The organism is Streptomyces sp. NPDC027189 (assembly GCF_055566975.1).
Window position 1 is genome coordinate 39,568 of the sequence record NZ_JBVHRI010000031.1, and the last position, 13,258, is coordinate 52,825.

General features: G+C 71.9%; 8 protein-coding genes. 2 read left to right on the forward strand and 6 right to left on the reverse strand.

The genetic code is table 11. The features are described from left to right. Positions 1-67: 67 nt before the first annotated feature. The 6 genes from ACZ4RZ_RS42835 to ACZ4RZ_RS42860 form a co-directional block, all read right to left on the reverse strand. Positions 68-1,603: an RNA polymerase sigma factor gene (locus ACZ4RZ_RS42835; protein ID WP_467752973.1), complete on the reverse strand. Its 1,536-nt coding sequence runs from the start codon at positions 1,601-1,603 to the stop codon at positions 68-70. Between the two features lie 408 nt (positions 1,604-2,011). After that, on the reverse strand, positions 2,012-2,899 hold the full coding sequence (locus tag ACZ4RZ_RS42840; protein ID WP_467752974.1) for a FadR/GntR family transcriptional regulator: 888 nt from the start codon (positions 2,897-2,899) through the stop codon (positions 2,012-2,014). Positions 2,900-3,061: 162 nt separating this feature from the next. Continuing rightward, a complete protein-coding gene (locus ACZ4RZ_RS42845; RefSeq protein ID WP_467752975.1) occupies positions 3,062-4,822 on the reverse strand; it encodes an ABC transporter ATP-binding protein in 1,761 nt (586 codons plus the stop codon). A gap of 123 nt (positions 4,823-4,945) precedes the next feature. After that, entirely contained in the window at positions 4,946-5,704 is a 759-nt protein-coding gene (locus tag ACZ4RZ_RS42850; protein ID WP_388877077.1) for an NUDIX hydrolase, read from the reverse strand. 131 nt (positions 5,705-5,835) lie between these two features. Then, on the reverse strand, positions 5,836-7,797 hold the full coding sequence (locus tag ACZ4RZ_RS42855) for a glycogen debranching N-terminal domain-containing protein (protein ID WP_467753017.1): 1,962 nt from the start codon (positions 7,795-7,797) through the stop codon (positions 5,836-5,838). Between the two features lie 483 nt (positions 7,798-8,280). Next, the gene (locus tag ACZ4RZ_RS42860; RefSeq protein WP_467752976.1) at positions 8,281-9,669 is read right to left on the reverse strand and encodes a DUF4192 domain-containing protein; all 1,389 of its coding nucleotides are present in this window, start codon (positions 9,667-9,669) and stop codon (positions 8,281-8,283) included. Between the two features lie 505 nt (positions 9,670-10,174). On the opposite strand from ACZ4RZ_RS42860, the gene ACZ4RZ_RS42865 reads away from it, so the two are divergent. Both ACZ4RZ_RS42865 and ACZ4RZ_RS42870 read left to right on the forward strand, forming a co-directional pair. Beyond that, positions 10,175-12,355 (forward strand): RecQ family ATP-dependent DNA helicase, encoded by a 2,181-nt coding sequence (locus ACZ4RZ_RS42865; protein WP_467752977.1) that lies wholly within the window; start codon positions 10,175-10,177, stop codon positions 12,353-12,355. A 223-nt stretch (positions 12,356-12,578) separates the two neighbouring features. Further along, positions 12,579-13,214 (forward strand): hypothetical protein, encoded by a 636-nt coding sequence (locus tag ACZ4RZ_RS42870; protein ID WP_467752978.1) that lies wholly within the window; start codon positions 12,579-12,581, stop codon positions 13,212-13,214. Positions 13,215-13,258: the final 44 nt, after the last annotated feature.

The window sequence follows — 13,258 nt, forward strand, 5'->3', positions numbered from 1 at the left end:
CTCCGCGTACGCGCCAAGGGCCCGGCTCCCCACGGGAGCCGGGCCCTCGGTGACGTATGGCCGAGACCTAGTCGAGGTAGTCGCGCAGCACCTGGGAGCGCGAGGGGTGACGCAGCTTCGACATCGTCTTGGACTCGATCTGGCGGATCCGCTCACGGGTCACGCCGTACACCTTGCCGATCTCGTCGAGGGTCTTCGGTTGACCGTCGGTGAGACCGAAGCGCATCGAGACGACGCCCGCCTCGCGCTCGGACAGGGTGTCGAGAACGGAGTGCAGCTGCTCCTGGAGGAGCGTGAAGCTCACCGCGTCGGCCGGAACGACGGCCTCGGAGTCCTCAATGAGGTCACCGAACTCGCTGTCGCCGTCCTCGCCCAGCGGGGTGTGCAGGGAGATGGGCTCGCGGCCGTACTTCTGGACCTCGATGACCTTCTCCGGGGTCATGTCGAGTTCCTTGGCCAGCTCCTCCGGAGTGGGCTCGCGGCCCAGGTCCTGGAGCATCTGGCGCTGCACGCGCGCGAGCTTGTTGATGACCTCAACCATGTGCACCGGGATACGGATGGTGCGGGCCTGGTCGGCCATGGCGCGGGTGATCGCCTGACGGATCCACCAGGTGGCGTACGTGGAGAACTTGTAGCCCTTGGTGTAGTCGAACTTCTCGACCGCGCGGATCAGACCGAGGTTGCCCTCCTGGATGAGGTCCAGGAAGAGCATGCCGCGGCCGGTGTAGCGCTTGGCCAGGGAGACCACCAGACGGAGGTTGGCCTCCAGGAGGTGGTTCTTGGCGCGGCGGCCGTCCTCGGCGATGATCTCCAGCTCGCGCTTGAGCTTGGGGGCGAGCTTGTCGGCGTTGGCCAGCTTGTCCTCGGCGAACAGACCGGCCTCGATGCGCTTGGCGAGCTCCACCTCCTGCTCGGCGTTGAGGAGCGGGACCTTACCGATCTGCTTGAGGTAGTCCTTGACGGGGTCGGCGGTGGCACCGGCAGCGGCGACCTGCTGCGCGGGCGCATCGTCCTCGTCCTCGTCGGACAGCACAAAGCCCTGGGCGCCGTCCTCGGTGGGCTCTTCGGCACCGGGCTTGCCCGGGGTCTCCTCGACCGCCTCGTCGTCGATCAGCTCGGCGTCGTCCTTCTTGGCGGTGGTCTTCTTGGCCGCCGTCTTCTTGGCGACCGTCTTCTTTGCGACAGCCTTCTTGGCGGTCGCCTTCTTGGCAGGGGCCTTCTGGGCGGGCGCGTCCTCAGCCGGATCGTCGGCGACAGGCACCGCCGGAGCAGCGGTGGCGGTGGCCTTCTTGGCGGTCACCGTCTTCGCCGCCACGGTCTTGGTGGCGGTGCGCTTCGCCGGACTCTTCGCTGCGACGCTCTTTCGGGTGCGCTTGGGCTCCGCGGCACTGACCATCAGCGTCACACCCTCTTCCTCGAGGATCTGGTTGAGGCTGCGCAGTACGTTCTTCCACTGAGTGGCCGGAATCTGGTCAGCTTCGAAGGCCCGACGCACGTCATCGCCGGCGATCTGCCCCTCAGCCTTTCCCCGCTCAATGAGCGCCATGACAGAGACGGACTCGGCGATCTCCGGCGGGAGCGTACGGGATGTGCTGGCCGACACGAACAACCTCTCGGAACGTTGGAAAACGGCTTCCGGCCCCGTCCACCGTGGACAGGAGCCGACGACCGCCGGCTTGGGGATGGGCCGACGGCGCGGGCGGGGGCCGGGAAGATGCACAGCGCCGTAAACGGCGTCCGTATTCCCTCCTCGGCTGTCACCTCTTAGGTCATCGCGCTGTTCCGTGGAGCGTTACGCCCAATCTGCGTGGCCCGAGTCACACCCCGTAAGCGCTCAAAAGCGGCCAGATACGGTCAAAGGAGGTCGGCTCGTGACCCCCGGCCCCCTCGCGCCGCCAAACCCCGCCGGGTCCACGAAGGATCCGACGGGGTCCTGACGGGAGATGGTTCGCCGGCCAAGCGATGCCACGAGAGGGCACACGCCCCCGACCGCGCCGCCCTCGGCGCGCGGTCAGTGCTCGCGCGGCGCGGGCACCACGCGCTCCACCTCGGGATGGACGGTGAGCAGTTGACGCATGGCCGTCTCGGCCGCCGCCCCATCCGCCGCGCCGAGGGCGTCGACGATGCGCGCGTGGTGCGCCAGGGAGACGTCGTTGGGCCGGTCACAGCCGGTGACGGGGCCGCCCGAGACCTGGAGCGCCGCCGACACGATCCCTGAGAGGTGCTCCAGCATCCGGTTGCCCGCAAGCTGGATGAGCAGCGAGTGGAACTCCGCGTCGGCCCGGGAGAAGGTGAGAGAGTCGCCCTGCGCCATGGAATGGCTCATGATCTCGACCATGTCGCCGAGCCGCTGCTGGACCTCCTCGCGGCCGTGCCCGGCCGCGAGGCGCGCGGCGAGCGGCTCGATGGTCCAGCGCAGCTCGCTCAGCTCACGTCGCTGGTCGTCGCGCTGCGGCCCGAAGGCCCGCCATTCGATGATGTCCGGGTCGAGGAGGTTCCAGTCGCTGACGGGGCGCACGCGCGTGCCGACGTTCGGCCTGGCGCTGACCAGTCCCTTCGCCTCCAGGACCCGGAGCGACTCACGCACGACGGTGCGGGAGACCTCGAACCGCTGGCCGATTTCCTCGGGGACGAGCGGGCGGTCCGCGCCCAGGTCGCCGGAGACGATCATCTGGCCCAGTTGTTGGACGAGTTGGCCGTGCAGCCCGCGTCCGCGGCTGCCCGCGGCGCGTCGGCCCACACGGCCGAGCTCCGGGTCCGCGCTCTCCCACGCGGGGGCGCCCACGCGGTCGGCACCAGAGGCCTCGGCATAGGGGTAGCGGTCGAGTTCGCCCGGGCCGGCCAGGCCGGAGTCTGCGGAGCGGGCGGCGGTCATCATGGTCTGCGCAAGGGTACTCACGGATCCTTTGTCGGCGCTGGCTCCAACTCCCTTGAGGTCTTTGGTGAAAAGCACACGAAAGGGTGATCGCTCACCCCGTCGCAATTGACGCCTTATCGGAAGGAAATGGGCTTTCTTCGGGGAGTTGTGCGCACGGCGGGAACGGAAGGGCCCGGACGGTCGTCATCGGACCCTGCTCCGCAGGGTCATGAGCAGATATGCGCAGAGCAGGGCGGTCAGCGACAACATCAGTGCACCGCCCACGGGTTGGGCGATCACGCGGACAATGGCCGCCAGATAGCGTTCGCCGCCGAACGGCCACTGCATCAGCACGAGCTCACGCAGCCTCAGAGGGAACCCTGCCGCAGTCCGCACAGACGGCCCCTCCAAGGTCTTTTGTACGAGGGGTACGACGAGGATCGGCACCGCGACCACCGCGGCGAGCCCGGCGGTCGTGGACCGGAACGTGCCCGCGGCCAGCACACCTGCCCAGGCGCAGCCCACCACGAGGCCGATCCAACTCGCACTCAGGGCAAGCCAGTCCGCGGGAACCCCGGTGAGCTCCCGTCCGTAGACGAGGTACAGCACTTCGAGGTCACATCCCACGGTGAGGAGGGCCAGCGTCAGCGCCGTGGCTGAGGCGACGAGGAGTTTGGCGGCGAGCAGTCCCATGCGTCGGGGGACCGTCCCGCGGTCCGCGGCCAGGGCGGGGTGGCGGAACTCTTCACCGAAGGCGATGGCGCCGAGCAGACCCGCGCCGAGCGCGGCGGGCGGCAGCGGAAATTCACGCGGCCAGGCCGCCAGGAGACGCGGCTGAGGCGTGTGACCGATTCTGGCCAGGAGGATGGACAGGAGGGCCGAGGTGACGAGAACGGCGGCCGCCGTGACGTAACCGGTGCCCACTCCGGCGGCGCGACGCAGCTCATAGCGCAGGGGACGCAGCGGGCTCGGGGCCTGACGGACGGCGATGGGGGGCGGGAGGGGAGGCAGGGCGGTCGAGGCCGGCGGCTCGGCCGGGCGGGGCTCTTCGGCCTCGGACGCGCCCCCCTCGGCGGACGGCGAAGCGGCGGGGCCCATGTCGCCGATTTCGTCGGCGAGTTGATGTACCAGGATGCCGTGCCGGAAGGCGGTCTCGCCGACGTCGGCGCATGTGCTGCCGTACACCGAGAGCCGGTTGCCGTCCTCACGGACAACCTCGATGGAGCGCTGTGCGGTACGTGCCTCCTTGATCAACAAGTCGCTCAGCCGGACGGCGTGCGGACTGCGGACCGCGACCCGGGGGCGAAGCCGGGTGCGGGCGAAGTCCGCGATCTCCTGGTCGGCGACGAGCCGGCCCTCCTCCAGCGTGACGACCCGGTCGGAGGTCCGCGCAGCCTCCTTGGGGTCGTCCGTGGTGAACAGCACGGTGCCGCCCTGTGCCGCGTGTGCGCGGAGGATTCCGTGCATCCAGCGGCCTTCGCGGGCGGAGAGTCCCTCGGCGGGGGCATCGAGGACGAGGGTGTGCGGGTCGGACAGGAGAGCGCACGCCAGGCCGAGGCGGCGATCCATGCCGCGCGAGAGCGTGCCCAGGCGTTCGTCGCGGAGGCTGCCGAGCCCGACCACGTCGAGCACTTCGTCCGCGCGTCGCACCGGCACGCCGGTGGCGGCGCACAGCATGCGGAGTTGGCCGCGGACCGTACGCGCCGGGTGACCGGGCACCTCGCTCAGAAGCACGCCGACTTCACGCGACGGATGGGCGATCCGATGCAGCGGGCGGCCTCTGAAGTAGGTGATTCCGCGGCCCTGTTGGAGTTCGAGCATGAGCTTCAGCGCCGTCGTCTTGCCCGCGCCCGGGGCTCCGAGGACCGCGGTGACGTGGCCCGCGCGCGCCTCGAAGGACACGTCGTCGACAGCGGGCGGGAGCTCCTTGCGAGGGTTGCTGGTCAGTCCGATGGCCTGGATCACTCGAAGCAAGATAGCGCGATATTTCCGGTTTTCCGGGCACCTCGAGGCTCGTCTCGGGCAGGCCTCACACCTCCTGCCAGCACAACCCGGCCGCCGCAGCCCTGACCGGTGCTCCCGCCTTGGTCAGACCTCGGGGCGCAGCATCGGCGGGTTGAGCAGCGTGGCGCCGCCCGCGCGGAAGAGCTGAGCGGGCCGGCCGCCTTGACGCGTGGTCGTGCCGCCCGTGGGCACCAGGAATCCCGGCGTGCCCGTCACCTTGCGGTGGAAGTTGCGCGGGTCGAGCGCTACGCCCCACACCGCCTCGTACACGCGGCGCAACTCGCCGACGGTGAACTCGGTCGGGCAGAAGGCGGTGGCCAGCGAAGAGTACTCGATCTTGGATCGGGCGCGCTCCACACCGTCCGAGAGGATCTGCGCGTGGTCGAAGGCGAGCGGCGCAGCCTGCTCCCCGTCGCGTCCGTAACCACCCTGCTGCAGCAACTCCTCGACGGGCGCCCAGCGCGCGCTGTTGGCATCGCCACCCGCCCGGGGCGCGGGCAGGTCGGGAGCCAGCGCGAGATGGGCGACGCTGACCACCCGCATCCGCGGGTCGCGCTTGGGGTCGCCGTATGTCGCGAGCTGCTCCAGGTGCGCGCCGTTGTCCTGCGCGGGCGCGGACGGGTCGTGGGCGCACAGCCCGGTCTCCTCGACCAGCTCGCGCGCCGCCGCCTGCGCCAGATCCTCGTCGGGCCGTACGAAGCCGCCCGGGAGCGCCCAACGCCCCTGGAAGGGCTGCTCGCCCCTCCGCACCGCCAGCGCGCACAGGGCATGGCGGCGCACGGTCAGCACGACCAGGTCCACGGTCACGGCGAAGGGCGGAAAGGCCGACGGGTCGTAGGGCATGCCGCGATCATAGTCGTCTGCCTGACGATAAACACTCCCTTCGTCAACCGCATCCAGGGTTGATCCACTTCCGTCCGGTACGGCGCCCACCAGCTGCCGTGGGTCGCCGTCCAAGGACGCGTCTCGCAAGATCACACCCCCAACTGCAGTCCGTCGGCCGCCTCCTCGACCATGGCGAGGCCGAGCCTGCTGACGCGTACGGAGAAGGGCGCGCCCGAGATCCGCAGTCCCGTCAGCCCGATCTCGCCCAACGGCGCACCACGGACCGGGCACAGCGTCACCGTTCCGGCGGGGGCGTCGGGGCGGATCCCGGCCAAGGAGGTGAGCAGCAGCACCCCGGCGGCCGCGGCCGTGGCCGCCGGTCGGCAGGCCGCGGGATGGGGCAGCGGGGCGCTCCCCTCCGTGCGCTGCTCCCCCGCGTACATCTCGGGCAGCCGGTGGCCGAAGGTCTCGGCCGCCGCGAGTACGCCACACAGCAGCGAGCTCGCCTCCTTCTCGTAGCCCGCGGCGGCCAGTCCCGCGACGGCGACCACCGTCTCCTGAACGCGCACGGCACCACCGCGATGACCGAACGCGTTGTACGCCGCTTCCTTCGCCGCCAGGCTGCGCAACCCCCAGCCGGAGTCCATGGCCGGGCGGCCGAACAGCCGCGCCAACTGCTCGGTCTGCACCTTGTCGAGCAGGCCGGGTGCCAGCGCTCCGGAACCCAGCAGACCGGTGTCGAGGAGGTGGGCTGTGCCCGAGCCCAGGTGCGGTACGAGGCGCCCGTCCGGAGCCCGGGCGGCCGCCGGTCTGCCGCCTCCCCGGTCTTCGACCCAGAAGTCGTCGCGGAACGCCGTCCGCAGCTCTTGGGCCCACTGCAGCAGCCCCGCACCGCCCGGCCGGCCATGCGCGTCGAGCAGATCGGCGCCCAGCAGTGCCGCACGGTGGGCGTGAGCCTGTGTCTCGCAGCGGAGCGGCCCGCCGGGGTGCGGATCGGGCAGATAGTGGCCGTCGCCGACGGTGGTCCGCAGCCACTCGAGGCACCGCTCGGCCGTGGGCAGCAGCTCCTCGACCTCCTGCTGCGCAAGCCCCCAGCGGCGGGCCTCCGCGAGCAGCGTGGGGAAGAGCAGCGTCGCCTCGGTCCCCGTGCAGCCCGGCGGCAGATGCGGCCCCCCGTCCCGGCGCGGTCCGGGAATCAGGCCGGACCGCGGTCCCGGACCGGCGAGTTGAGTACGGGCGAGCGTCCGTAGGGTGCCCGCGGCGAGGCGAGTTCCGAGCGGCAGCGTCATCCGCGCCGCCGCGAGCGCCTCGGCCGGTGCCAGTCCGCACCGCCAGGGAGCCCCCGCCGCGAGGTGCGTGTCGGACGGATGCCGGGTGTCGCGCAGCAGCAGCGCCTGGAGATCCTCGACGCAGGTGCGCAGGAGTGCGCCGACCCTGGGGTCGTCGCCCGCTGCCCGGGCCGGAGCAAACGGGCTCGCCGCACCGCGTCCCACCACTCTGATGGGCCCGGCACCGTCCGGCCGTACGCGCAGCTCCACGCTCCGGGTGCCGCCCGGCGGCAGTTCGAGCTCCCAGCGCAGCAGTCCCGCGGAGGCCAGGGCGTCGCTGGGCGGCGGGTCGGCGGTGACGGCCGAGTGCCCCGTAGGGCAGGACCACCGCAGGCCGGAGTCGTGGACACTGGCAGACAATGCGGGTCCGGCCCGGCCCGAGGCAACCGCACCCAGTTCCGCGAGATCCGTGCCGAGCGCGACCTCGACGGGCAGACGCAGGGTACGAGAGGCCGCGCTCTGCAGCGTGATCCGCTCGGTACCGTCCGCGTACCGCGTCCGTTCGACGACCACGTCCGGATCCGGGCCGGCGTCGGGGGACGCACGCAGTGTCCCCACGAAGCGCGCCCGGTCGGCCGCGACCATCCGGGCCTGCACGGCGAGCGGTTCCCGGCCGGCGACCCGCACCTGGCAGCGGGAGAGCATGCGTCGCCCCGCTCGGTAGAACCCCTCCAGCCCCTGGCCGGTCAACTGCCCCCGCTCCGTGGAGATCGCCAGCCCAGGCAGAGCAACGCAGATCAGGGCCGTGTGAGCGGGTGGCAGGTCCGCGGACCGGCGCGGCATGGGCGGCGACTGGGGAGCCGTGGGGCCGCCTACTCCCGCGAAGGAGAACGAGGTGTCGTCCATCTCCGAGAGCGGGCCCGGCGGGTCGCCGCGACGCGTGACGTACTGCGCGGTCCTGCGCACGGGCGGACGGTCGCCATCGGGGGCCAAAGACAGGCTGGGCAAGGGCATGGGGCAGTTTCCTCCGCGCTCGATGCGCCTTGAGCGCGGTCGGCGCCGGGTGGGGGACTCCGTAGGGTCGAGGGCATTGCGGCGGCGCGGCCCGGTCACGGGTTCCGCCCCTCAGGTGAACGGAGCGTCCCTGCCCGGGGTCACGCCCTCGGCTCGGGAAGCCGCCAGAACGGCGTTGGGGTGGCGGGCCGGCCAGAGCCGCCTTCACCCGGGGCGCACGCTCGCTCAACCGCCCGGGAGCCGAACCCCGCACCAGGGCCAGGCCCCACCTCACCCAATCCGATTCGCCCCGCACCAGCCAGGTCCCGACGCTCATGTTTCCTCCCCCACCCCGTGCTGATCGCCTTCGCGGCGTGCTCGTGGCCGACGGCTCGTGCCCTCGGCGGCGCGGCCTGGTCCTTCCCCGGCGGGCGAGCCCTCGTCGGCGGACCGGCGTCGGCGGACGCTTGCTGTCCCGGGGCCGCGTCGGCTTGGACGAGCTGCGCCGTTCCCCGCCGGGCGCATCCGGCGCCGGTGCCGGGTGGCGGTCCCGGTGCCCGAAACCCGGGGGTCCGGCGTCGGTGCGACCGATGCGAGCGGCGCCTCGAGATCGGTGGCCTGCTCCGTTTCCGCGAGGTCACGGCCGGTGCGCTCGGCGCGTAGGCAGCGGCGGATGGACTCCGGATCCAGGCCCTCGTTGCACGCCTGGTGCAGGAGGCGGGCGAAGAGATAGTCGGGATCGGCACCGAGCGCCATGGCGAGAGCCTCGCGGGCCTCCAGTTCATCGCCCGTGGACCAGGCGACCCACCCGGCGAGGGTGAGGGGTGCGGCGGCGTGCTCTCGGTAGGGGCCGACGCAGCGGCGGGCCAGCGCTCGCCACAGGCGCAGGGCGGGGCCGGCCTCGGCGCCCTCCATCCACTCCGCGGCACGGTCGCGGGTCGTGCGGTCCTGCAGTCCGAGGATCACCATGGCGGCTTCCTCGTGCTCGAGGAGTCCGTCGTCGCGCAGGTCCGCCGGACGTGTGCCGGACACCGGTGGAGCGTCGGCGAGACGTGCCATGATCCGCCCGGCCAGTTGGAGAGCCTCCTCGGCCACATCGGCCCGGCTCTCGCCGTCCAGGATCCTCGGGACGAGAGCCATACTCGCCGTGTCGAGTGCGACCTCCTGCTCCAAGGCGGCCGGCGTCTCCCAGGGAAGCAGCCTGGCCGTCAATTCTCGTAGGGATCCGCGTACTTGGAGGCCCGCGTACGTCGCGGCGGCGGCCAGGACGGACGTCCCGGGCAGCCCCATCGCCTCACCCTCGGACGGACAGCACCCCTGGCCCGGGCAGGTGTACGACCAGAACCGACCGTCGGAGATGCAGAGGGCCTCGATCACGGGGACGTCGAGGCGACCGCACGCCGTGCGCAGCAACTGCGCGAGCGGGCGCAGACGCTCCATGGCCTCCCGCGCCGATTCACCGCTCCCCGGTTCCTGGCAGAGGTACGCGACCATGCTCTCGGGCCGGGCTCCTCGGCGCTCGCTTCCCCTCACCAGCCCCTGTGCCAGTTGCTCGGCCACCGACGGCCAGTCCTCCGAGTGGGCGGGGATACCGAGCCGCGCACGGCCGCCGAACCGGCCTCGCCGCTCCCGGTCGTGCAGGGCGACCAGCACGATGCTGTCCTCGGGCCGATACCCGAGGAGGTAGGGCAGAGCGTCGGCCAGTTCGGCCGGGGTGCGCAACGTGACCTGATGCTCCCCACCCGGAACGCCCGGACCACCGGGGGTACCGGGGACGCCGTGACCCTCATACCGCCCGGATCGGCCAGGGCCGGCGTGTCCGTCACCGTCACTCCCTACCTGCCCGATGAGCTCGCTCCGTCCCGCCCGATCCGCAGGCGCATCCCGTCCTACCCACGCGCTGTACTCGCCCTGACCGGGAAGTCCGCCGGGCAGGTCCTCCCCGGCGGGCCCGGACGGACCGCCCGGCCCACTCGGCCAGTCGCGCTCACCGCCTCCGCCATAGCCGTTCTGTCCGCCCTGCCTGTCCTGCCCAGCGAGCCCGCAGATGTCTTCGTCGCCGGACCTGCCGGCCGCTTCGTCGTGATTCGTCATGCCGTGACCATCCCGCGGATCACAGAATTCCGGTTCGGCCTGTGGATAACCACGACCATGACCACGACAGAAGTTCTCCACAGCTCGACGAGCTCGTTCGCGCAATGTCCGACCCATCGGGTTGCATGGGGCCATGACCAACGAAGACCCGCGACCCGCAGCCACTGAAGACCTCCGTACCGCGGCCGATGCCGTACTGGCCCGCCTCGTCGGCGCCCAGGCCGGTCAGGCCCGGCTCCGCGAGGACCAGTGGCGCGCCATCGAGGCGCTGGTGGCCGACAAGCGCAGAGCCCTGGTCGTGCAGCGCACCGGCTGGGGCAAGTCCGCGGTGTACTTCGTCGCGACGGCGCTGCTGCGCGAGCGGGGCGCCGGGCCCACGGTGATCGTCTCGCCCCTGCTCGCGCTCATGCGCAACCAGGTGGAGGCGGCCGCCCGCGCCGGAATCCACGCGCGGACGATCAACTCCTCCAACACGGAGGAGTGGGAGACGATCCAGGCCGAGGTCGCCGCGAGCGAGGTCGACGTTCTCCTGGTGAGCCCGGAGCGGCTCAACAATCCGGACTTCCGGGACCAGGTGCTGCCCAAGCTGGCAGCGGCGACCGGCCTGCTGGTGGTCGACGAGGCGCACTGCATCTCCGACTGGGGCCACGACTTCCGGCCGGACTACCGCCGACTGCGCACCATGCTCGCCGACCTCCCGCCCGGCGTCCCCGTCCTGGCCACCACCGCGACGGCCAACGCGCGCGTGACGGCCGATGTCGCCGAGCAGCTGGGCACCGGAGCCAGCACGGACGCCCTCGTCCTGCGCGGCCCGCTGGACCGGGAGAGCCTGAGCCTCGGCGCACTGCGGCTGCCGGACGCCGCCCACCGGATGGCCTGGCTCGCCGAGCATCTGAAGGACCTGCCGGGCTCGGGCATCATCTACACGCTCACGGTGGCAGCCGCCGAGGAGGTCACGGCCTTCCTGCGCCAGAGCGGGCACAAGGTGACGTCGTACACCGGGAAGACGGAGAACGCGGATCGCCAGCAGGCCGAGGAGGACCTCCTCGCCAATCGCGTCAAGGCCCTGGTCGCCACGTCCGCGCTGGGCATGGGTTTCGACAAGCCCGACCTGGGATTCGTGGTGCACCTCGGTTCACCCTCTTCCCCCATCGCCTACTACCAGCAGGTGGGGCGCGCGGGCCGCGGCGTGGAGCATGCCGAGGTGCTGCTCCTGCCGGGCAAGGAGGACCAGGCGATCTGGGAGTACTTCGCGTCGATCGCCTTCCCTCCGGAGGAGCAGGTGCGCCGCACGCTGGACGCCCTGGCCAGGGCCGACCGGCCACTCTCGCTGCCCGCGCTCGAGCCACTGGTCGAGCTGCGCAGGTCCCGTCTGGAGACCATGCTCAAGGTGCTCGACGTGGACGGGGCGGTGCGCCGGGTCCAGGGCGGCTGGATCTCCACGGGCACTCGGTGGACGTACGACACCGAGCGCTACGCCTGGGTCGCCAAGCAGCGGGCCGCCGAGCAGCAGGCCATGCGGGACTACGTCACGACGACCGGCTGCCGGATGGAGTTCCTGCGCCGGCAGCTGGACGACGAGGGGGCGGCGCCGTGCGGGCGCTGCGACAACTGCGCGGGAGCGCGGTTCGAGGCGTCCGTGTCCCCCGCGGCACTGGACGCGGCCAACGGCGAGCTCGGCCGCGCGGGCGTCGAGGTCGAGCCCCGGAAGATGTGGCCGACGGGTCTGCCCGCGGTCGGCGTCGACCTGAAGGGACGCATTCCGGCCGGTGAACAGGCCGCTCCGGGGCGCGCTTTGGGACGACTCTCGGACATCGGCTGGGGCAACCGGCTGCGACCGATGCTCGCACCCCAGGCCCCGGACGGACCCGTACCGGACGAAGTCGCCAAGGCCGTGATCGGCGTACTGACCGACTGGGCGAAGGGACCCGGCGGCTGGGCCTCGGGACAGCCCGACGCGCAGGCGCGGCCGGTCGGCGTCGTGACCGTGGCTTCCCGTACGCGGCCGCGGCTGATCCAGTCGCTGGGCGCGCGGATCGCGGAGATCGGCCGGCTACCGCTGCTGGGTTCCGTGGAGTACGTCGGTGAGGGGTCTCCGATCTCCCGGAGCAACAGCGCCCAGCGACTGAAGGCGCTCGACGGGGCACTGACCGTCCCGCCCGAGCTGGCCGCCGCCCTGAAGGAAGCGGGCGGTCCCGTCCTGCTCGTGGATGACGCGACCGAGACGGGCTGGACGCTGGCCGTGACCGCCCGCATGCTCCGCCGAGCTGGTGCGCAGGGGGTGTTGCCGCTGGTCCTGGCCGTACAGTCGTGACTCACGCATCGCCGAGCGAGACTCTGGGCAGGGATATAGCCGACGCATCGCCCGAAAACAGTCTGTGGCCCCAATTGCTCGTTGCCGCAGCCAAGTTCGACAGGAAGAATTGAGGTCCGCTCCCCGCACGGTTCGCCCGTGGTCCGGTAGGGCCCTGCTGCGGCGTGCGCTCCCCCAAGTCCGACCTCGCCCGCAGTGTGGGCGCGTAGCCGAAGGGAGGACCGTGACCTTCGGATTCGCTCCGTCATCGGCGGCATCCTTGTCGACGTCTGCCGACCTGTTCGCTGCTTCCGCCAACCCACTGGCTCGGATGCTCGAACCCGCCGAATGGGCCTCCGCCGGGATTCCGCTGCTGCGCAATCCCCGGGAAGTCGTCAGCGGACTGCACGCGCGGCACCGGCCCAGGCCCTCGACTGCGGTCGTGGCTGTCCTCGACCCGGACGAGCGGCTGGCGGCGAGCGCTTCCTTCATCCGGCGTCCGGCCCCGGCCGACGGCTGGATGTTCCGCAACGCGCTGCTCGCGCAGCTGCGCCGGGTCATCCCGCACGACCTGCGGCGCCGCACTCCGGTGCGTACGGCAGTGCTGCTCTACTGCCGCGACGGCGACGCGCGTTGGACCGAGGAGGACGGGGCGTGGATGTGGGGCTTGCGGGACGCCTGCACACTCCATGGGCTGCGCTGCGGCGCGTACATCACCCTGACGCGTGACGGCTGGCAGGTCCTCGGCGAGGGCCGCGGTGGACGCCGCCCCAACTCGGACTCACCGCCGGAGCCCTTCGCCACGGCCGAGACGCTGCCACCACTGCCGCGCACCGGAGGCGCCGCGTCGGAGGTACTGCGCCGGGCAGCCGCTCGCTGAGGCGCCCGCCCCAAGGCGCCGCCGCAGGCTCGGGCATGGCTGCT

What these genes read in the sequence shown, in the direction of transcription:
- ACZ4RZ_RS42850 (WP_388877077.1), bottom strand. Translation starts at nt 5,704, where the DNA reads ATGCCCTACGACCCGTCGGCCTTTCCGCCCTTCGCCGTGACCGTGGAC.
- ACZ4RZ_RS42865 (WP_467752977.1), top strand. Translation starts at nt 10,175, where the DNA reads ATGACCAACGAAGACCCGCGACCCGCAGCCACTGAAGACCTCCGTACC.
- ACZ4RZ_RS42855 (WP_467753017.1), bottom strand. Translation starts at nt 7,797, where the DNA reads ATGCCGCGCCGGTCCGCGGACCTGCCACCCGCTCACACGGCCCTGATC.